We start from the raw sequence: 19,322 nt of genomic DNA, 5'->3' as shown, positions 1-19,322 counted from the left end.
GTTGTTACCCCCGGTTCAAAGTAGAAGTTAAAAGCTCAAAGCAACTTGCAGGCGCACATTGCGCGGCGCTTGAATGAACTGAAAAGGAGATGTGCCACGCGGATTACTGTGGTAATACTCACGGTCAAATAGGTTTTCGACATAAACACCCAATGTCACTTTTTGGTTTGCATTTAGTTGCCAACCTTCACTAAGCAGGTGCATGTTTACCGTGGTCCAGGCCGGGCAGCAGAAGCACAAAAACTGGTTACAGGTTTATGGCGGCGGAGCAACGCTGGCGTTGGTACTAGATTTAAACATACGCCACGAAACCCAGGGCAAGAAAAGCCTTGATGATGTAATGCGCTTGCTCAACCAGCGCTTTAAACTACAAGGACTGCAATTCGAGATAAAAGATATTGCGCAAATCGTCTCAGAAGTCAGTGGCAAAGATTACCAGCCCTTCTTTGAAGATCATGTTTTGGAAACCGACAATAAGTTGGATTTGGCAAAAGCCCTGTCTTTCGCTGGCCTGGAATTGGCGCAATTTACTGACGAGTTTTACATCATTAAAACCCCGTTACCTACAGAGAGCCAACAACGCCTTTATCAGGATTGGACCAGCGTTCTCTAACCACTCCACCTGATAAAACAGGGCAGAACCAAGTAAAATAAAACGGTTTTGCCCTTTTTTCTGTGTTATAAAAAATCCAAATCAATAACAATAAAAAGCAGGACCCGGCATTATGCTGCTCACCGGATTTGGCTTAGGCCTGTTGGCTATCCTCCTGGTAATAATTACCCGTGATTTCTATAAGGTACCTGCCGCCCGCGTCTTTCTGGTATTGCTGGTTGCCACAGCCGGATTTTTATTAGATCGCATAGTACCACCGGAATGGCGCTGGTTAACGGCCAGTCTCACCGGGGCATTACCCGCCTTGTTTTGGCTGCTGTGCCAATATGTATTTGCTCGCCGCCCTGATGTAAAAACCCTCTGGGGCGCACTGGCGTTTTACAGTTTTTTCGCGCCTATAGTAGCTCGCATTTTTTCCATATCCAGCTCAGATCAGCTTTATCTGGTAGCTAAACAGATACCTGTCTACGTTGAATATGTGATCATGCTGCACGGTATCTGGGTGGTTGTTGTGAATTGGTCTGACGATCTAGTGGATTCCCGTAGAGAGCTTCGGGGCGCGTTTCTTTCCGTGGTAGGTGCGGCTCTGATTTGGGCCAGCTGGACCTTAAACTTTGGTTATGGTGAACGAAACTGGTTACCTGCACTGATCAGTGTCGCCGCACTCATCGTAGCAATGATTCTGCTGAAAGGAAGAAAAGGCGTGCTACTTGGCGCAGTTCCGTTAGTAGATAAAACAGCGCAGGAAGAACAGAAGAAAAGCACCTCTCTGCAAGAAATTGAAGCGGCCAAATTAACAGAAATCATGAACGCGGGTTTCTATCGCACTGAAAAGTTAACGCTGAGTATGCTCGCGCAAAAACTGCAACTGCCCGAATATAAAACCCGCTCCCTGATAAACCAAACGCTGGGTTATCGCAACTTCAATGATTACATTAATCAGCTGCGCATAGCAGACGCCAGCGAGCGATTAGTAAGTGATCTCGAAGCGCCAATATTGAATATCGCCCTGGATGTTGGCTATCGAACCTTAAGCTCCTTTAATCGCGCATTTAAAGAAATACAGGGGCTTAATCCAACGGATTACCGGGCTCAAAAATCTACTCAACACAAATAGTAGTTACTCAGTTCAAAACATAAAATTCAGTGGATTTGCCAAGATGCTTTGCATCATTTAACTGTGCAAATTGTGAAATTTAAGAAAAAGCTCAGCGCTGAATACCCATCATAAAAACCTTCTGTATCGCCTATGCCTTATGGGCTTTAAAGAATTTGCACAGCTGTTTATTTTATTGCACATCGCTTTTCATCGCACAACCCCAGCCTTTTCTTTAACTTGGCTCGATGGTCGAAGTGTTAGTACTTGTTCTTCTCTTGTGAAGCCACTGTTTTTTGGCGCACTGTTTTTTTTGACATTGGGTCTCGCTTAGCAAGCACACAACGCGTTCAGACCATGTAGACATCCAACAATAACAATTCTGTAAAACGACTTTATGTGATGGAGAAACAACGCATGTTATTAAATGAGTTAAGAACGCGAAGCACTTTGTTTGCGGCTTTCACCGCCTGTGCACTCACCCTTGCAGGTTGCAGTGGTGATGATGGCGCCCAAGGCATTCCCGGTGAGCAAGGCCCTCAAGGACCACAAGGCATTCCCGGTTCGCCCGGCGTACCCGGCGCCCCAGGCACAGATGCCGGCAGCGGCGTATTCACTACAAGCAATTTTGAAATTCCGGCCGACGCCATTTATGTAGCCGATGTATATAGCGAGATCGCCGGCAGCGAACTGCAAGATGGTGCCGATATTACCGAAGCCTTAGTTACCGCCACATTTGGTTTAAGCGCGGGTGATACAGTGGTGTTACCGCAAGGACGTTTCCTGGTTAACGACAGCATTGTGCTGTTTGATGCAGAACGCATTACCCTTACCGGCTACGGTATCAACGAAACGCAATTAGATTTTTCCAATAGCGTATCAGACGACGCCATCCGTTTTGAGGGCGGCAATACCATCACAGTGCGTGATTTCAGTGTTTATGAATCCCCTAAAAATGCCATTAAAGCCAGTAAGGTGGATGGTATTCACTTCAACTATACCGGCACCATATGGGAAGGCCCATTAGAAGCAGACAATGGCGCTTATGGTGTTTATCCCGTGCAAAGCTCCAATGTCATTGTGGAAAATAACTATGCCTATGGCTCTGCGGATGCCGGTATTTACGTGGGCCAATCGGAACACATTGTGGTGCGTAACAATGTCGCCAAAAACAATGTGGCGGGCATAGAGATAGAAAACTCCTCTCATGCTGATGTGTACAACAATGTAGCAATCGGCAATACCGGCGGAATATTGATATTTGATTTACCGGGCCTTGAAAAAGCCTATGGTAAAAACATTCGTGTTTTTAACAACCAAATGATTGCTAATAACGCCGAGAACGTAGGCAATGGCGCCGTGGGTATCGTCCCACCGGGCACCGGGGCACTAATCTATGCCACATCAGATGTGGAAATGTACAACAACGTCTTTAAAGACAATGAAACCATTTCTATTGCGCTTACCAGCTATTTTGTAGGGGATTCAGACTTTGCCAAATACACACCTTCGCCAACCTTCCCCGAGGGCGAAAACGGCTCTTATGTAGAAACCATGATCGACGGCTGGTCGCCTTACATTAAAAATATTTACGTGCACAACAATGAAATTGAACGCTCCGGTGCCAATCCTCGCGGTGCTTTGCTGGAACAGGTGATTACGCCATTATTACCCGATGTGAATATGATCACCGGCTTCACCGAGACCACTTCTTTGGCAGGGCTTGGCGTGATCTCCGACAGAGCAGGCGAAACCATGCCTGCCATCTTATACGATGGTGTTGGAGAATTCGTGATCAGCCAGGGAATGATGGCTGACTTTGATCAAATTCTGGCCGTGATGAACCCGGATGCGCTTGCTGACGGAGTGAGTTATCAGCCTTATACTGCACAAGACGCAATCTGTGTTAACAACAACCTGGATACCAACTCCTTTGCCTCTTCACAGGAATTTACCCAAACCAATATCGGTATGGTATTCGCGACAGAGGAAACTGATCTTGTGCCATTAATTACAAGTGGTTTATGGGATCCAACATCGGGCGATTTACCGCCACCGCTATTCATCACCGAAAACTTTCACGGTAATACCGCCCGCTTGTACTGCACTCAAACGCGATTGGAAGCAGCAGTGGCCACCTTTGACAACAAAGCCTTTGGTTGTAATGGCGATGATTTAGCCGACCCGGCCTGCTCCTTCTAAAGCGGTGAATCAATCATGAATGTAAAACTAATACAATTGATTGCCAGCATGTTACTGCTGCTTGCATTGGCGGGTTGCGGAGGCAGCGATTCCACTGCTACTCCGCTGGATAGCGATGGTGATGGTGTGCCTGATACATCAGACGCCTTCCCTCGTGATGCAACGGAAACTTCCAATCGGGATGGCGATGCAGTTGGCGATAATGCCGATGCTTTCCCAGATGATCCAAATGAATGGGCGGACCAGGACAATGATGGCGTAGGGGATAACGGCGATGCCTTTCCCTATGATCCCAATGAAACCATGGACTCTGACGGCGACAGTGTTGGTGATAACGCCGATGCGTTTCCCGATGACCCAACAGAGTGGTATGACACTGATGGTGATGGCATTGGCGACAATCAGGACAATAACACCGGCTCGACGGGTAATTGTGAAAGCAACGGGAATGGCATCAACTGGGATGCACTGATGAACCACAACTGCACTCAACTGTCCGACTACAACTTGTTCCAGAATGCCCAAGACCCGACAGCTGAACCAAACGAAAACGGCGTACTCTATGAGCTTTCGACAGCCTTGTTTACCGATTATGCCAGCAAGTATCGTTTTATCTTTTTGCCTGAAAACAGCAAGATGACTTATACCCAATCGGAAGTATTTAACTTTCCGGTGGGAACGGTGATCACCAAAACCTTCGCCATGCCTGCAGATACCAGCGAGCGCGATGGTGAGGAAACCATCATCGAAACTCGTTTGTTGATTCATCGCGCCGACGGCTGGGTAGCATTGCCTTACTATTGGGCTGATGACACAGACGCCACCTTGGCTATTGCCGGGAAACGGGTAGATAACATGCAGGTGACACACAAGGATACTGACCTTGAGTTTACCTATGTGGTGCCTAAAGCCGCATCCTGCACCAGCTGTCACGCTAAATCCGATAGCGATAGCGCTGAGATAATTCCCATCGGCCCGAAAGCGCGTTTTCTGAACATGGATCACGAATACGCCTCCGGCATTCAAAACCAACTGAGTTTCCTGGCGGACAATGGTTTGTTAGAGGGATTGCCAGATTTCTCCGACATAGAAAACCCCATGTCGTTTAATGACTCAGTTGATGTAAGTGCGCTGGAAGATGCTCAGGTAATCGACTTAACCAAAGCCTACCTTGATGTTAACTGCGCCCATTGCCACCGCCAGGATGGTGCAGGTGCCGCAGGTGCCAGCGGCTTGCAGTTGGAATATCAAAGAGCCATTACAGACGATGTAACCAAGTTTGGTATTTGCAAGGTACCGGTGGCAGGTGGTCATCAAGACTACACCTACGACATTGTGCCCGGCAGTCCAGAGGAGTCGTATTTGTTGTTCAGGGTAAACACCACCGACCCCAGACATAAAATGCCGGAATTAGGCAGAGCCACCATTCACCAGGAAGGGGTGGAACTGGTGCGCGAGTGGATAACCAGAATGAACCACGCGGCCTGCCAGGGGTAAAGGGATTTAAAGATAAAATCTAATCAGACAGGCATATGAGTTTTTTGTATGCCTGTCTTAAGAGACATTTGTTAACACGAGCGAAATGCAAAATAGTATCAATAGGGAGTGGTGAAAGTTAGTCTCCTTTCTCCGAAGATAATGTTTTGGGTAAGTAAAAAACTAGATTAAGAGAAAGTACTTTTATTTTCAGGTGCTAAACTGGCTCAGTTTATAGTGTAGTTTGACATCACCAAAGTCCCATCAGACTTACCTAATGGCTAAGCTAAAATGTTATCGAAAGTGAGCTATCGATATTTAGCTGTGAGTCTCATAATAAAGGTCAAAACAAAAATTTTAACAACCTTACTCATTTTATAATTAGGGACATAAAGTTTCTTTAAGTTCACGATGTCTTAGTGGAATTGTATCCAAAAACCCGCAACCTTGGACTTCACTCAACAGCGCATCAACTTCCAAAGAAACTTTTTTTTCACTTATGCTATTTCGATGAACTCTTGATAATTGGAATGCTTTTGTATTGAGCAAAAGCCAATTAATATCCTTTTCATAATTTCCATCCGTAATATATTTCATGAAATCTTGATCTTGTTTATTTGCCTTAATTTTTTCTTTGGCTCTACTCAAGTAGTTTTCAGCGACATAAAAATCAGTATTTTCATTGGTTAAATCAGCATGAATGATATGAAGATAAGCTAGGTGATAATAATAATATACGAATATTTCTGCGCTCAAATCAGTGTGACCAAATCCCGATAACTTTGCCAAAATTTCTTCAACATTCTTTTTTAAAGTTGCAGTTTCGCTCGTAACAACATTGTTTTTATTGATATCAGGATTATACAGCTTCCATCTCGGAATAACTTTTTCAGTGACAGGTCTCGCAGCTTCCACTATTCCTTTTTGCCTAAAATAAATTTCAATTGCTTGTGGCCCAATAAGTTTGTTGAGCGGGATAGTCCAATAAAAAACAAAGTTTACGATTGCTAGCGCAAAGATAAGTAAAACTGTATAGCCAAGTAGATGACTTAGCTTACTGACTACGTTTTTTGTATCGATTTCACCGTCAAAAAAAGATTTTAAAGTCGAGACGAGCCAACTAAGGAGCTGATTTGGTTCCATCTATATTCTAGAATGATTCACATGTGGAAACCATATCACACCATTGTGATATGGTCACGCGTGATAAATACGAAATTTAAAATTTTTTAACTCTAGGCCACAAAATATTCGTATAGAGCTTCGATAGGATTTTTAACCTTAGGAGGTTTTTTGCCATCAGGCCCATTGCCGAGTAATTGGTGCTCTTGGATCTCCGCAGGAGTAATGCCATGATGTGTGTTTGCGTTTTGTATTGAGTACAAAGTGTATATTGTTAGGAAGGCTAATAATATGATTAGTGCTGATTTGTTAAGTCTATACTTTGTGCGTGGGTAGGGTTTAGCGGGATCACTCGCCAGTGCCGATGTAGACATTTTCTTCTCCGGAATTTCCTGTTATGTTGTTGATTGTAAATAAATTTAGTTGCATCCCTGCCCACCACTTCTTGACTTTACTACAAACTACTGTGAAATTTTCACTAGGACCGAACACACCCAAACTTACCATAATGTGGGAGACGCCCCACATTCATAATGTTAACACTAATCCACTATTTGTGTTGAGTTTTGCTTGTTTTTTATCAAAAATAACAACCTAAAAAGCATAACCCCATGAAAAACAAAGCTATTTTTTTACTCTTTAAGTGATATAAAAAGCACCCTATGTAAGATATCTCCTACAATTTAATGATTAGTTAAATATTGAATAGTTTTTTTATACACTCAGCATTCACAAATATATTTTGAATTAAAATTCCTTTTCTCCTTTATAATCTTTGTTAATGAACACCAGCATCCGGCCGATGCTTTTTCACCATACCCTGTAAAAAGTTACGCAGTAACTGATCACCGCAGGCTCGATAACTACGATGGTCGGGTTTTCTGAACAGCGCACTTAACTCACTTTTGCCGATTTTAAAATTCGCCAGTTGCAGGATCTTCATCATATCTTCCTGCTGGTAAGACTGAGCGATTTTAATCTTACGCAGAATATCATTGTTACTTAGGCGTTGGCCGGCCATAAGTCCCGGCGCTGGACCACCTTCCTGCTTACCGCGATTTTTGACAATTAAAGCATCGAGAAATAAACACAAGGTTTTGTCCCGGCAAGGTAAAAAGCCGGACTCATCTTCTTTTTTCATCATATTCATCAGATAAGCTTCATCCAGATCATGGTCCACCAGCTTAAAAATAGCGATGGTAGCCTTGTTATCCAGACTCAGAGCAAAACGAAGACGGCGGAAAATGTCATTTAATAGCATGGCAAAAATCAATGATAAAAGTGAAGTGCAGACAGTATACCTGATTACGCCGAGTTAATGGCGTAATCAGGCACAACCAAACAAATTAACGGCATCAGGCCTGATGTTTACTCTCCGCCAAGCCGCCCAAAACAAAATAAACACCTATCACTATTACCGCAAACCAGCGCCGCTCAGGTAACTGTAAAGTATGATTAATCAATACCTCCCCATAATTGGCCAGAATACTGTAGCCAACCGAACACAACAGCACAAACGCCAAAATACGTACAACATAATGATAGGGGCGCATCAAACGCTTCAAACTTTTATTAATGTTATCGCCGTAAAGCACCAACAACACCGCCACCCACGATGTCACAATAATGTTGCGATACGACCAAAACCAGTTGGATAGTTCAGAATTTAAAGACCAGAGCCAGTCCATCAATTTCTCTTAGTTATTTTTTTCTTTCGGAGATCTTAATGGAAAAGGAGGGGAGAGGGAATCAGGGGGATCCCGTTAGCGAGCCTTAGGGTTTAATTCCAGCGAAACTGACCCTTTTGATTTCATTAGGTTTCATAAACGTAGCTACTGGCCGGGTGTGGTTAGTACCTGTCGAGCAGCTACGAATTTGATACTATTGTTATGTATCTTCAGTTCCTAGGGGTATAGCGACAGAGTCATTCGTCATTGTGAGTTTTTCCTCTAAATCTTTCTTTTTAGACATAAGCACTTCATTAATCCTTCGTTTTTCCCAGCGTAAGAAAAGTTCTGTTAAATTTTTATAGTGCCCTTCTTTTCTGACTGTGATGATCCATGGCATCAATTTGGATGCTGAGAAAAGAAAAGTCCTTCCAACTGTATCGTATGCTACTTTTTCATCACCGACCCCAGAGGTGAAAAATGTAGCAAACGACTCCATGTTATTAACCACACTGAGTTCATCAATAATACTTTCAATCCCATCATCATTGGGAGGTTCTTTCCTGGAAACAGAGATACTTTCTTTGTCTACTGAAATGCTCCATCCTTCGAAGTATTTAACTTTGTTCTCTTTTATGGAGTCATCTAATGCGTCTTGCAGCGGGATTATCGTTTCACAATAATAGTTGCACTGTTCAGCTGTTATCCTTAACGCATCTCTCCTTGATTGTATTTTTAGTGTCTTTTTTAAGACGGGGATTTGCTTTAGTGCGTACAAAGCCGCTACCGCGACTACCAACCCAGAAATGAAATACAATGCTTCAAGGTATGGCCTTATCGCGACAATGATTTTAACTAGTTCTTCCATTATTAGTCCTTAGTAGCTCTTGGGCATGGAACAATCTATATATGGCGAGCGGTGCGTTTTCCTATGGTGTAGACTGTCAATCTTGCACAGTGCTTGTTCTATCAAATATCCCATTAATTTACCATACAAAACTTTCACTTTGACAAGTTCATTTTTCACTTTAAGAAATGCTTAATCTTCTCATTTTCATTAATACTTAAAATAGCTTCACCTTTTTAACACCAGAAAAATTAAAACCATACAACGAAAATTAATTAATCCACCTCCCAAATTTCAATTATTTCAGGGGGGCAGACACACTGAAAATCTGAAATAAAAAACCACTCATCTCAGCTGCTGTTGAAATTTTTTCCGAGACCGCCAGTGCTTACCCACCAATTTTTATAGCGAACAAAAAACGACAACATAATATCGAAACTCGAATCACTGTGTGTCAGCCTTCTATTGATGATCTCCTAGTCGGCGGAGGCCGAAAATTGCGAAATTGCCTGCATTTACATTAAATCAGAAACGAAATTTCTGGCGTTGGATAGCATAGCCAAGAGTAAATTTACCTAGCACAATATTGATGACCAGGTCTCACTGATACATGACAGTGTTAAATATGAACAAAGCTGATACAGTGCGTATTTCAATTTAAAAATCCAGACAGAAGTATTTACCCGGCAGCTTTTTAAAGGGGATTACCAGAACGCTCCCGAGAACGAAATCTGAATACTAAATGTAATCTACGGCCCCATGCAGTTATAAATAAGGCAATGATAGAAACGACTAAAGCAGCAGTTTCCTTGTCATAAAACCTTTCTTTCCATTCTATTCATCAGTCACAATTTCCCTCCCCCTTAAGGGCACTGTTTATTAACATATTTCTATTTGATAGCATATTAATCAGTCAGCCATCATTCATTTAGTAATTTTTAAATCACTGGATTATTAATGCTTAAGAGATTCTTAAAGCAATTTGACAAACGCCACCGTAGGATTAAAAAGTTTAATGAAAACACACATGTTGATCTTCCAGGCTATGGGATAGTCACATATGAGGATTTGGTCGTCGCGTGTGTAAGTTTGGAAAAATCCATCAAAGAATATTACGAAGCAAATGTTGGAAAGGTCTCTAATCGAGAAAACTTATCACAATTAATTGATGCGATAGAAGATTACCCGCCAGTTGGGGTAGATGGTGCAAGCTGGAAGAATATGATCAAGGAAATTCATGAAGCGCGAAAGACTCGAAACAATATTGTTCATGTTTCTCTTGATAACTCCAAACAAGCAAGTGAACTAATTACCGTATTCAACAGGGCCAAGTCCCTGCTATATCAGTTCACTTTGCTCAATCCGACTTATGAGAAAATTAAGGCAGAAATAAAAGGTGAAATATTTCTGCTAGCGTTTGATGAAATATTAATTGAATTGGACCTGCATGACATTAAAAATCTAACATTGGCATTAGACTCTCCGGGTAAAAATCAGGTTTCCTTTATTAAAGGTAAGCCAGTTGCAAGTTATAGGACATCACAAGACGAATCATCTTTTTTAGTTTTTATTGCAGATGCAGAACCTATTCATCTCACTTCAAGTGAAATAATGTATTTAACTGATTTGCTAAGTTCCAAAATCGCTTATTTCTTATGGGGAAAGGCTCCAGAACCTGCTTAAAGCTTAAGAGCAAAAAGAATCAGTGCCGTTTTATTTGAACAATCTTATTCTCCAATCACCAACCCCCAGCACTAGCCTTATCTGAACCCCGGTCATTTAACCCGATTCGGTAAGTGACCGATTATTGTCGTTTACTGACATCGCAGTCTGCAAAGAATCATCAGATGCTATAGGCACCATTTTCAATACAGGTGCAGATGCGTTCGAATGGAAAACTTTAATCAAAACCGACGCTGGTTTATTAAGTCATTAGCCGGTTCAGGTATGGCATTGGCGGTAGTACCGCACTTACCCCTGGTGGCCGCTGAAGCGGAAAAGGCCGGGTCTGACTGGTGTGTTTATGTCACCATCAACAAAGACAACAGTGTGTTGATGTCTTCCCCCGTTATGGATATGGGGCAGCACATGAAAACCACCGGCCCGATGATTTTGGCCGATGAAATGGATCTGGACTGGGATCTTATTGAGTTTACGAAGGACTGCCCTGCCTGGTTAAATAAAAACGACGAAGGAGCTGTGGGTTACCAATATTCTGATATGGGTACCGGTGGCAGCCACGCCGTGCGGCGAAATTGGCAATATATGCGAGAAGCTGGCGCAACCGTTCGGCAGATGTTGGTCAAAGAAGCCGCCAGTCAATGGCGCTTGTCTCCTGCTCAAATGGCTAAATTGCAAACCAGAGCGAGTTACGTAATCAACCCTGAAACCGGCGCACGCCTGAGCTATGGCGCACTTGCAGACAAAGCAGCTTTGCAGCAGGTAGATAAGAGCGAATTACAGCTTAAAGACAAGTCGCAATATCACATAATGGGCAAAGACACCCGTACCATTGATTTAAAAGATATTGTTACCGGGCAGCCCACGTTTGGCATTGATATGGATTACCCCGGTGCATTGCAGGCGGTAATTGCACGGGCACCGCAAATCGGTGGGGATATCAAAGCTTACGACAAACAAGCAGCACTTAAAGTGCCGGGCGTAAAAGCCGTTATTGAAATACCCAGAATGATGGGCAAATACTGGAACGACGACGATAAGCAAGTAGTCGCTAACGGCGTAGCCGTGCTCGCTGATAATTTATGGTCCGCCATGAAAGCCAGAGATGCCTTAAACGTGCAATGGCATGTTAATGAGCATTACCAGGGGCAAGATTCCGAGCTGCAATCACAACAGTTTAACGAGCTGGTAAACAGCGACAAAGCGGCCACTGAACGCAAAAAATCCGGTGATGCCCGAGCCTGGCTTGCCAACAATCCCCACCTGGCTCAGGTGTACGAAACACCGTTATTCGCTCATGCTTGCATGGAGCCGTTCAACTGTATCGCAGATATCAGAGAGCACGATGCCACCATTGTGACAGGTCATCAATTTCCTAATATCGTGGCCGAAGAAGTTGAGCAAAATACCGGAATAGATGCTCTGAAAGTTGAAGTGATCAGCAAGCGCATGGGCGGTGGTTTTGGACGCCGCTTCGAAAGAGACTTTGTGCGAGAAGCCATTTACCTGTCAAAAACCCTGAAACACCCGGTAAAAGTGACCTGGACGCGGGAAGACGAAATCACCCATGATTACTTTGCTCCGGCTTATGTAATGCGCATTATGGCTGGCAACAATAAAGAGGGTAAACCCACGGCCTGGTTGCATCGACAAGCACAAACTCGTGGCGGTGCCAGAGATGACTGCTTTCCCAACCACCTGATCCCCAATTTTCAGTCGGAACACTTTACTGAGCTATCCAAGATCCCAACTGGTCCTTGGCGCGGCCCGGCTCATATGCAGTGGACTTTTGCCTGCGAGTCCATGACCGACGAACTCGCCCTGGATGCTGGCATAGATCCTCTGCAGTACCGCCTTGATATGCTGAAACCCCACAAAGAATATGCCTACGAAGGCTGGGGAGGAGACGTAATTGATTCGGGGCGCATGGCCAAATGTTATGAAGAAGCCGCACGGCTGGCACAGTGGCATAAACCAAGACCGAAAGGCCATGGCTTGGGTGTGGCGGGACACTTTACCTTTGGTAGCTACGCAGCCTTTGTGGTGGAAGTGAAGGTAGAGGATAACCATTTGAATATCGTTAACGCCTGGGGAGCCATTGATTGTGGTTTTGCCATTAACCCCAACCATATACGCAATCAAATGGAAGGGGGATTTATTGACGGGTTAAACGCCACCCTGTTTAACAAGGTGAATGTGGTAAATGGCACAGTGCAGAATAACAATTTCGACACCCTGCCCTTTATGCGCATGCTGCACGCGCCGAGAGATATTCCGGTGAGCATTATCAGCAATGACTATCCACCTACAGGCGTAGGTGAGCCGCCCACCGCTCCCGCTGCGGCAGCATTGTGTAATGCCATCTTCGCCGCCAGTGGCAAACGCATTCGCAAACTTCCCATTGCAGAGCAAATGTCTGTTTAGCGCAACCAGTTGGAAAAGAGAACAAGATGACTATTCAATTTACCCTTAACAACAAACCGATTTCCGTCTCGGAAGAACTGGCAGACATGCCGCTTTTATGGTTCATAAGAGAAAACGCAGGACTAAAAGGCACTAAATTTGGCTGTGGTATTGGGCAATGTGGTGCCTGTACCGTGCATTTTAATGGTGAGGCAACCCGATCCTGTTTGCTGAAGATTGAACACCTGAATGGTGCGCAAATTACCACCATAGAAGGTTTGGCACATGCCGATGAATTACACCCGGTACAGGAAGCCTGGATGCAGGTAGATGTGCCACAATGTGGTTATTGTCAGGCAGGGCAAATCATGGCGGCGGCGTCTTTGTTGCAGAAGAACCCCAACCCCAGCGAATCCGATATAGATACACAGATGACCAATATCTGTCGCTGCGGTACTTACACCCGGATAAGAAAAGCCATTCATCTGGCGGCTGATAAACTGGCAAAGCAAAACTTTGAGCTTGCCAAAGAAGTCAGTTAAATCTGGATAATCAAGGTTCCGAAACAAAAGGAATGTGTAGCGCTATTATTGAAGGAGCAGTGTATCAGGAGCACTGCTCCTTGCTTGCACCACTGAGCTGTTGTTCACCTGATATTGTTAACCACTCATCTCAGCTGCTGTTGTAATCTTTTCTAAGCCAGACAATGCTTGCTCACCAATTTTAAAGCGTACAACAAACAACAATATGATATCGAAAATCAAATCACTCTCTGGCATCCTGCTATTGATGTTCGCATTATCTGCAAATGCCACGGATTGCGACAATGCCTGCATGTTGCAGCAAGCAGAAAAGTACTTTCAGGCGCTGGATCGCGTTGCAAAACGAGGTTCTACACAGCAAGATATTGATAACTTAATCAGCCTGATGCATGACAGCGTTAAATATGAACACATCGAATACGGTGCTGATTTCGATAAAAAAACCTGGGCAGAAGCCTTTGCCCGACAGCTTAAAAAAGGGGCCTACCAGAACGGCCCCGAGAACGAAATCCGAATTTTAAACGTGATCTACGGCAAAACCCATGCAGCGGTGGAGTATTCCCATGGATTGCGCAAGGAAGACGGAACATGGCAGCCCGATATGAAGATGTTTGCCCTGTTCGGTTACACCGGAGACAAAATTTCTCTTATAAGAGAGTATTGGTAAGAATATAAGGGGCCTTGAGGTTAATTAATTTAACTCTGTGTGCCCCATTTATTTTAGCCATTCGCCACCTAGTATCATGTTTTCAATCCATTCGTTTACCACAACGTCAATACTCAATTGAATTCTCTCGGTTTGACCGTAATTAACAACCGAATGAGGATCGCTGAGTTTCAAATACCATAAGTCACCCGGTTGCAACGGCACCACTTTTTTATTTAACAAAAATTCCACGGATTCGTTCGTAAAAATAGGCACGTGCAAACGTATCTGCTTACGAAACTTAAGGTCTAGTTGAGGGTCACAGTGTTCATTGAGGAAGGCACCGGGTGCCAATCTCATTAATCTGATATTGGTCTTTTCACATTCCAGTGAACTCAAAACTTCTTTAAAATAAGGACTGCTTTGCAAGAATTCTGTTTCTTCCCAGATAGTCCATTTCGGATCCGAAAAATCGTTTTTACTTTCCTGTTCAATATTATCATCTGCCTTCCGCACTCCCGGCATAGTCAAGGGCACAACATTATAATGAACATAGAAGGGTTGATAGCGGCTCACAATATTGACCGCGTCTTGCTGCAGTTTTGCTACGTCATAACTCATTGCCAACTTGCAACGGTCAAACTCAAATTCTGTGGATTGTTCGGGGAGACTATTCATTTGTTCAGACATGCTACTTTGTCTTGGATATAGTTATTTACTAGAGTAAAGCACACCATAGAGTACATACCAAAATGTATTTGGTAATTATTTTTCAAATAAAGGGCTAAGGTAGTCCCCCCTTAAAACGTCTGGAACTTTGTTATCTCTCGAGCATTGGATGTATTTATAAAGGATTTGAGGTGCAAATCTTGGACATCCGAAGGATGGTCGCGAAGCAATAAATTTCAGGGACGAAATTGACAATCGAACGGCGCAGCCGAGAGATGCACTGGTCACCATTTCCCAGATCTCATGCAAAAACAACAGAGTGCCTGAAGAGGCGGACAAGATTGCAGGAGCAAATCTTGGACATCCGAAGGATGGTCGCGAAGCGATAAATTTCAAGGACAAAATTTACAATCGAACAGCGCAGCCGTGAGACGCACTGGTCACCATTTCCCTTATCTCATGCAAAAACAACAGGGTGCCGAAAGAGGCGGACAAGATTGCAGGAGCAAATCTTGGACATCCGAAGGATGGTCGCGAAGCGATAAATTTCAAGGACGAAATTTACAATCGAACGGCGCAGCCGTGAGACACACTGGTCACCATCTTCCATCTTCGCTCGATATTTAAACAACCACCAGAGGCGGAGCAACAATGCCGGGAGCATTGTTCAACATGCGCAGCATGGCCCGAAGGGCAAAATATAGGGATGTATTTTGTAATCGAACAGCGCAGCCGTGAGAGCTACTGGTCACCATTTCCCTTATCTCGTGTAAAAACAACACGGATCTAAGGCGTAATATTTAAATTTGAAAAATGGGAAATTTACAAGCTTGATATAAGAGATAAGGGAAATGGTGCCCAGAGGCGGAATCGAACCACCGACACGGGGATTTTCAATCCCCTGCTCTACCGACTGAGCTATCTGGGCGTACACCATCGAGAACTTGAATCGTTCTCTGAATCCGCAGTTTGTAACATGTCTGTCACTTGCTGCGGGTGCGTATTAAACGGATTTCGGCCCCCCAAGTCAACTCTTTTTTGTAAAAAAACAGAGTTTGTGTGCCGAGTGCCGATAAAAGCAGCGAAACGTTTACTTTTACGGCAAATTTAGCTCTTGGGCGGAGTATAACCTTCAATTGTTGGCTCTTTACCTTCAAATAAATAAGCCGTCATTTGCTGTTCCAGAAAAGAACGCGCGTTGGCATCCATCATATTGAGCTTGTGCTCATTAATTAGCATGGTTTGTTTCTTTTGCCATTCGCTAAAGGCTTCTTTACTAATGTTGTCGAAGATCTTCTTGCCCAATTCCCCTGGGTAAAGCTGAAAATCCAAACCGGGGGCTTCTTTTTGCAGACGCTGACAAAATACGGTACGACTCATAACGACTTCCTTTATTCAGATAGCGCCAAGCTTAATTGATCGATTAGCTTTTTGGTAGCAGCAGCCAACCCTATCTTTTGTGGATTGGCAAGATCAAACCAGATTTGCTGACTTTCATTAACTTCACTGGAGGTTCTATTTTCTACATCAACCACCACTGCGCTGATATCCAGATGAAAGTGACTAAAGGTATGGCGAAAGGCATTGAGCTCTGATTGCGCTGTTACCTTGAAACCTAGCTGTTCAGCACTTTGCGCGATAGATTCGTTGCTTGCTTCAGGGAAGCACCACAAGCCGCCCCAGATACCAGCAGGAGGTCGCTGCTCCATTAATATTTTATTGCCCTGACGCAATAGCATAAATGTGGTGGTTTTTACTGGTATGGCTTTTTTCGATTTTTTGCCCGGATAGGCAGTGTAGTTCAATTCTTTATGAGCAATGCAATGAGTTGCAATGGGGCAGTTATTGCAATCGGGTTTGCTGCGGGTGCACAAAGTTGCTCCCATATCCATCATAGCCTGATTGTAATCCGCTACCTGTTCGTTAGGGGTGTTTTGTTCTGCCAACTGCCAGAGCTGAGATTCTGTTTTTTTCTCACCAGGCCAACCTGCAACGCCGTAATAGCGGGCCAGCACCCGCTTAACATTGCCATCTAAAATCGCCAGCGGTAGTTGCCGTGATAAAGACAATATCGCGCCTGCCGTGGAACGCCCAATGCCAGGCAAAGCCAAAACCTGCTCAAAGTTCTCAGGGAATTCACCGCCGTGCTCTACCACCACTTGTTTGGCGGCATTGTGCAGGTTTCGGGCGCGGGCGTAATAGCCAAGCCCGGTCCATAAATGTAGTACTTCATCCTGCTCTGCTTGCGCTAAATCTGTGATATCCGGGAAGCGTGCCATAAAACGCTGATAATAAGGGATCACCGTGCTTACCTGAGTTTGCTGCAACATGATCTCAGAGATCCACACCCGATAAGGGGTTTTGTTTTGTTGCCAGGGCAAGTGCTTTCGGCCATGCACTGCGAACCAATCTAATATGCGCTGCGTAATGACAGGGGAACTGGGGATTTGCGTCATTTATCCTATGCTTGTATTTCGTACGGGAGACGGGATAATACGCCACCCGTAATTGCAAGATCAAAAATTAAGAGTACGACATTGAGTAAGTATAAATCTCAGGAAGAAGCAGAAGCCGCTGGCGTCTATGTGCGCAAGGTACAAAGCTTTGTAAAACGCGAAGGCCGTCTGACCAAAGGACAAGCATTAGCTATAGAAACCAACTGGGACAATTTCGGTCTGGATTTTCAGCCAGAACCTTACAACCTTGAAGAGGTGTTTGGCCGCAATGCCCCTGTCGTACTGGAGATTGGTTTTGGCATGGGCAAAAGCCTTGTGGAAATGGCTGCAGCCGAGCCAGACAAGAACTTTATCGGCATCGAAGTGCATACCCCTGGTGTTGGCGCCTGTCTGGCAGATATCGTTGAGCAGGGTTTAACTAATGTACGTTTATTCGAATACGACGCCGTAGAAATACTAAAACAATCCATAGCTGATGAGAGCCTGGCCCGAGTGCAGTTGTATTTTCCAGACCCCTGGCATAAAAAACGCCACCACAAGCGCCGCATAGTTCAGCCGGAATTTGCTCAACTTATTCGCAGCAAGCTGGCCAAAGACGGTGTCTTTCACATGGCCACCGATTGGGAAAACTACGCCGAGCACATGCTGGAAGTGATGTCAGTGCAGGAAGGTTTTGAGAATACCTCTGAAACAAAAGATTACGTACCTCGCCCGGATTTCCGTCCACTGACAAAATTCGAGCAGCGCGGCCATCGTTTAGGCCATGGTGTTTGGGATCTGATCTTCAGGAAAGTTAACTAATGCTATCGCCTGCCAGTCAATGTTTAATGCGTCAAACCGATATGCTCGCAGAAGGGCGCTGGTTGTTGGTGAATCCAACCGACAGCGCCATTTTCGCCGAGCTGCCTGATACCGTATCCGGGTTTCATCAGTACTTTGATCAATACCAGGCCATCGCCAAACGACAACCAGGTCGTCATCATTTTGGTATTACCCTGCCGGACGACAATGAAAAATACGACGGTATTGTGCTGTATCTGCCCAAAGCCAAAAAGCACACAGTATGGTTAATTGCTTATCTGGCCACACAGCTTAAGCAAGAGGGTTTGTTGTGTTTGGTGGGCGAAAACAAAGGCGGCATTAAGAGCAGCGGAAAATTATTAGAAGCGGTTGGTGAGCGTGCCAATAAGCTGGACTCTGCCCGCCACTGCTCAATATTTGCAACAGTAATATCGGAAAGCAAAACATTTGAGCTGGAGAAGTTTATTAGCGAACACACTGTTCAGGTGCCGAATAAAAACGGTAATGTAGAGTTACAACTGGCCTCTTTACCTGGTGTATTTAGTCATGGTGAACTGGATGCTGGCACACTGTTATTATTGGAAAACATCACATCTGTGCCTGAAGGCAACATTCTTGATTTTGCTTGTGGTTGCGGCGTAGTGGGTGCTTACCTGGCAAAACTTAATACCGGCATTAATATCCAACTTAGCGATATCAATGCTCTGGCGCTGCATTGCAGCGAACTCACCATGAGTAAAACCGGGGCTCAATTTAACGTTGTTGCCAGCAATGGCCTTAACGAACTTCAAGGGACCTTTAAGGCGATATACACCAACCCACCATTTCATACTGGTCTTGAAACCGATTACAGCATTACCGATAAATTCATTCGAGATGCTAAACAAAAACTGCAGTCAGGCGGCGAACTTTGGTTAGTGGCAAATCGCTTTTTGCCCTACGCCGAACAGTTAAAAGGCAGCTTTTCCAACTGCAAAGTAATGGCCCAAACCAGCAAGTTTACACTTTACCGCTGTATCAAATAGACTTTCGCAGCATCAAATACATTCTCACGGCTCCCCAAAATGGGGGGCAGTAACTCCCCTGCTCTCGTTGTGTACTT

General features: G+C 44.4%; 18 protein-coding genes and 1 tRNA gene. 10 read left to right on the top strand and 9 right to left on the bottom strand.

The features are described from left to right. Positions 1-27: 27 nt before the first annotated feature. Positions 28-204 (bottom strand): hypothetical protein, encoded by a 177-nt coding sequence (locus tag ACXAGP_RS11485; protein ID WP_475261498.1) that lies wholly within the window; start codon positions 202-204, stop codon positions 28-30. On the opposite strand from ACXAGP_RS11485, the gene ACXAGP_RS11480 reads away from it, so the two are divergent. The 4 genes from ACXAGP_RS11480 to ACXAGP_RS11465 all read left to right on the top strand — a co-directional run bounded on the left by ACXAGP_RS11480 (position 203) and on the right by ACXAGP_RS11465 (position 5,408). Beyond that, entirely contained in the window at positions 203-613 is a 411-nt protein-coding gene (locus tag ACXAGP_RS11480) for a hypothetical protein (protein WP_475261497.1), read from the top strand. The genes ACXAGP_RS11485 and ACXAGP_RS11480 overlap by 2 nt on opposite strands. A gap of 112 nt (positions 614-725) precedes the next feature. Beyond that, on the top strand, positions 726-1,730 hold the full coding sequence (locus ACXAGP_RS11475) for a helix-turn-helix domain-containing protein (RefSeq protein ID WP_475261496.1): 1,005 nt from the start codon (positions 726-728) through the stop codon (positions 1,728-1,730). A gap of 396 nt (positions 1,731-2,126) precedes the next feature. Further along, positions 2,127-3,911 carry a parallel beta-helix domain-containing protein gene (locus tag ACXAGP_RS11470; protein ID WP_475261494.1) on the top strand — a complete coding sequence of 595 codons (1,785 nt, stop codon included), beginning with the start codon at positions 2,127-2,129 and terminating at the stop codon, positions 3,909-3,911. Between the two features lie 15 nt (positions 3,912-3,926). Further along, entirely contained in the window at positions 3,927-5,408 is a 1,482-nt protein-coding gene (locus ACXAGP_RS11465) for an SO2930 family diheme c-type cytochrome (RefSeq protein ID WP_475261492.1), read from the top strand. A 360-nt stretch (positions 5,409-5,768) separates the two neighbouring features. Here ACXAGP_RS11465 and ACXAGP_RS11460 read toward each other — a convergent pair whose 3' ends face one another. From ACXAGP_RS11460 to ACXAGP_RS11445, 4 genes are all read right to left on the bottom strand, one after another. Continuing rightward, a complete protein-coding gene (locus ACXAGP_RS11460) occupies positions 5,769-6,530 on the bottom strand; it encodes a hypothetical protein (RefSeq protein ID WP_475261491.1) in 762 nt (253 codons plus the stop codon). A 757-nt stretch (positions 6,531-7,287) separates the two neighbouring features. Then, positions 7,288-7,770, bottom strand: coding sequence for a YehS family protein (locus tag ACXAGP_RS11455; protein ID WP_475261489.1), 483 nt, complete (start codon positions 7,768-7,770; stop codon positions 7,288-7,290). Positions 7,771-7,864: 94 nt separating this feature from the next. Next, complete coding sequence (locus ACXAGP_RS11450) at positions 7,865-8,197, bottom strand: DUF3392 family protein (RefSeq protein ID WP_338294158.1); 333 nt, start codon at positions 8,195-8,197, stop codon at positions 7,865-7,867. Positions 8,198-8,396: 199 nt separating this feature from the next. Beyond that, complete coding sequence (locus ACXAGP_RS11445) at positions 8,397-9,044, bottom strand: DUF4760 domain-containing protein (protein ID WP_475261488.1); 648 nt, start codon at positions 9,042-9,044, stop codon at positions 8,397-8,399. Between the two features lie 936 nt (positions 9,045-9,980). Between ACXAGP_RS11445 and ACXAGP_RS11440 the strand changes: the two genes are divergently transcribed. The 4 genes from ACXAGP_RS11440 (at position 9,981) to ACXAGP_RS11425 (ending at position 14,315) form a co-directional block, all read left to right on the top strand. Continuing rightward, the gene (locus tag ACXAGP_RS11440) at positions 9,981-10,706 is read left to right on the top strand and encodes a hypothetical protein (protein ID WP_475261487.1); all 726 of its coding nucleotides are present in this window, start codon (positions 9,981-9,983) and stop codon (positions 10,704-10,706) included. A 147-nt stretch (positions 10,707-10,853) separates the two neighbouring features. Then, positions 10,854-13,127 (top strand): xanthine dehydrogenase family protein molybdopterin-binding subunit, encoded by a 2,274-nt coding sequence (locus ACXAGP_RS11435; protein WP_475261554.1) that lies wholly within the window; start codon positions 10,854-10,856, stop codon positions 13,125-13,127. Between the two features lie 26 nt (positions 13,128-13,153). Then, entirely contained in the window at positions 13,154-13,648 is a 495-nt protein-coding gene (locus ACXAGP_RS11430; protein ID WP_475261485.1) for a (2Fe-2S)-binding protein, read from the top strand. A 205-nt stretch (positions 13,649-13,853) separates the two neighbouring features. After that, complete coding sequence (locus tag ACXAGP_RS11425) at positions 13,854-14,315, top strand: nuclear transport factor 2-like protein (RefSeq protein ID WP_475261483.1); 462 nt, start codon at positions 13,854-13,856, stop codon at positions 14,313-14,315. A 48-nt stretch (positions 14,316-14,363) separates the two neighbouring features. Here ACXAGP_RS11425 and ACXAGP_RS11420 read toward each other — a convergent pair whose 3' ends face one another. From ACXAGP_RS11420 to mutY, 4 genes are all read right to left on the bottom strand, one after another. Further along, the gene (locus ACXAGP_RS11420) at positions 14,364-14,984 is read right to left on the bottom strand and encodes an aspartyl/asparaginyl beta-hydroxylase domain-containing protein (RefSeq protein ID WP_475261481.1); all 621 of its coding nucleotides are present in this window, start codon (positions 14,982-14,984) and stop codon (positions 14,364-14,366) included. Between the two features lie 831 nt (positions 14,985-15,815). After that, a tRNA-Phe gene (locus ACXAGP_RS11415) sits at positions 15,816-15,891 on the bottom strand. Between the two features lie 179 nt (positions 15,892-16,070). After that, positions 16,071-16,343 carry an oxidative damage protection protein gene (locus ACXAGP_RS11410; protein ID WP_338294163.1) on the bottom strand — a complete coding sequence of 91 codons (273 nt, stop codon included), beginning with the start codon at positions 16,341-16,343 and terminating at the stop codon, positions 16,071-16,073. A gap of 11 nt (positions 16,344-16,354) precedes the next feature. Continuing rightward, on the bottom strand, positions 16,355-17,419 hold the full coding sequence (mutY, locus tag ACXAGP_RS11405; RefSeq protein WP_475261480.1) for an A/G-specific adenine glycosylase: 1,065 nt from the start codon (positions 17,417-17,419) through the stop codon (positions 16,355-16,357). A gap of 81 nt (positions 17,420-17,500) precedes the next feature. Between mutY and trmB the strand changes: the two genes are divergently transcribed. Both trmB and ACXAGP_RS11395 read left to right on the top strand, forming a co-directional pair. Continuing rightward, entirely contained in the window at positions 17,501-18,220 is a 720-nt protein-coding gene (trmB, locus tag ACXAGP_RS11400; protein ID WP_475261479.1) for a tRNA (guanosine(46)-N7)-methyltransferase TrmB, read from the top strand. Beyond that, positions 18,220-19,245, top strand: a complete 1,026-nt coding sequence (locus ACXAGP_RS11395; protein ID WP_475261478.1) for a methyltransferase — start codon at positions 18,220-18,222, stop codon at positions 19,243-19,245. The genes trmB and ACXAGP_RS11395 overlap by 1 nt, the downstream gene beginning before the upstream one ends. The last annotated feature ends 77 nt before the right edge of the window (positions 19,246-19,322 follow it).

Source organism: Planctobacterium sp. AWM4_229 (assembly GCF_056160305.1).
Note: the sequence above shows the minus strand (reverse complement) of the source record. Positions and strands in the feature narration are given on the sequence as shown.

Bases quoted from the DNA above. Each gene is read 5' to 3' on its own strand.
- ACXAGP_RS11485 (WP_475261498.1), bottom strand. From the start codon at position 204: ATGCACCTGCTTAGTGAAGGTTGGCAACTAAATGCAAACCAAAAAGTG.
- ACXAGP_RS11445 (WP_475261488.1), bottom strand. From the start codon at position 9,044: ATGGAAGAACTAGTTAAAATCATTGTCGCGATAAGGCCATACCTTGAA.
- ACXAGP_RS11475 (WP_475261496.1), top strand. From the start codon at position 726: ATGCTGCTCACCGGATTTGGCTTAGGCCTGTTGGCTATCCTCCTGGTA.
- ACXAGP_RS11440 (WP_475261487.1), top strand. From the start codon at position 9,981: ATGCTTAAGAGATTCTTAAAGCAATTTGACAAACGCCACCGTAGGATT.
- ACXAGP_RS11420 (WP_475261481.1), bottom strand. From the start codon at position 14,984: ATGTCTGAACAAATGAATAGTCTCCCCGAACAATCCACAGAATTTGAG.
- mutY (WP_475261480.1), bottom strand. From the start codon at position 17,419: ATGACGCAAATCCCCAGTTCCCCTGTCATTACGCAGCGCATATTAGAT.
- ACXAGP_RS11425 (WP_475261483.1), top strand. From the start codon at position 13,854: ATGATATCGAAAATCAAATCACTCTCTGGCATCCTGCTATTGATGTTC.
- ACXAGP_RS11480 (WP_475261497.1), top strand. From the start codon at position 203: ATGTTTACCGTGGTCCAGGCCGGGCAGCAGAAGCACAAAAACTGGTTA.
- ACXAGP_RS11450 (WP_338294158.1), bottom strand. From the start codon at position 8,197: ATGGACTGGCTCTGGTCTTTAAATTCTGAACTATCCAACTGGTTTTGG.
- ACXAGP_RS11460 (WP_475261491.1), bottom strand. From the start codon at position 6,530: ATGGAACCAAATCAGCTCCTTAGTTGGCTCGTCTCGACTTTAAAATCT.
- ACXAGP_RS11410 (WP_338294163.1), bottom strand. From the start codon at position 16,343: ATGAGTCGTACCGTATTTTGTCAGCGTCTGCAAAAAGAAGCCCCCGGT.
- ACXAGP_RS11465 (WP_475261492.1), top strand. From the start codon at position 3,927: ATGAATGTAAAACTAATACAATTGATTGCCAGCATGTTACTGCTGCTT.
- ACXAGP_RS11470 (WP_475261494.1), top strand. From the start codon at position 2,127: ATGTTATTAAATGAGTTAAGAACGCGAAGCACTTTGTTTGCGGCTTTC.
- ACXAGP_RS11455 (WP_475261489.1), bottom strand. From the start codon at position 7,770: ATGCTATTAAATGACATTTTCCGCCGTCTTCGTTTTGCTCTGAGTCTG.
- ACXAGP_RS11430 (WP_475261485.1), top strand. From the start codon at position 13,154: ATGACTATTCAATTTACCCTTAACAACAAACCGATTTCCGTCTCGGAA.
- ACXAGP_RS11395 (WP_475261478.1), top strand. From the start codon at position 18,220: ATGCTATCGCCTGCCAGTCAATGTTTAATGCGTCAAACCGATATGCTC.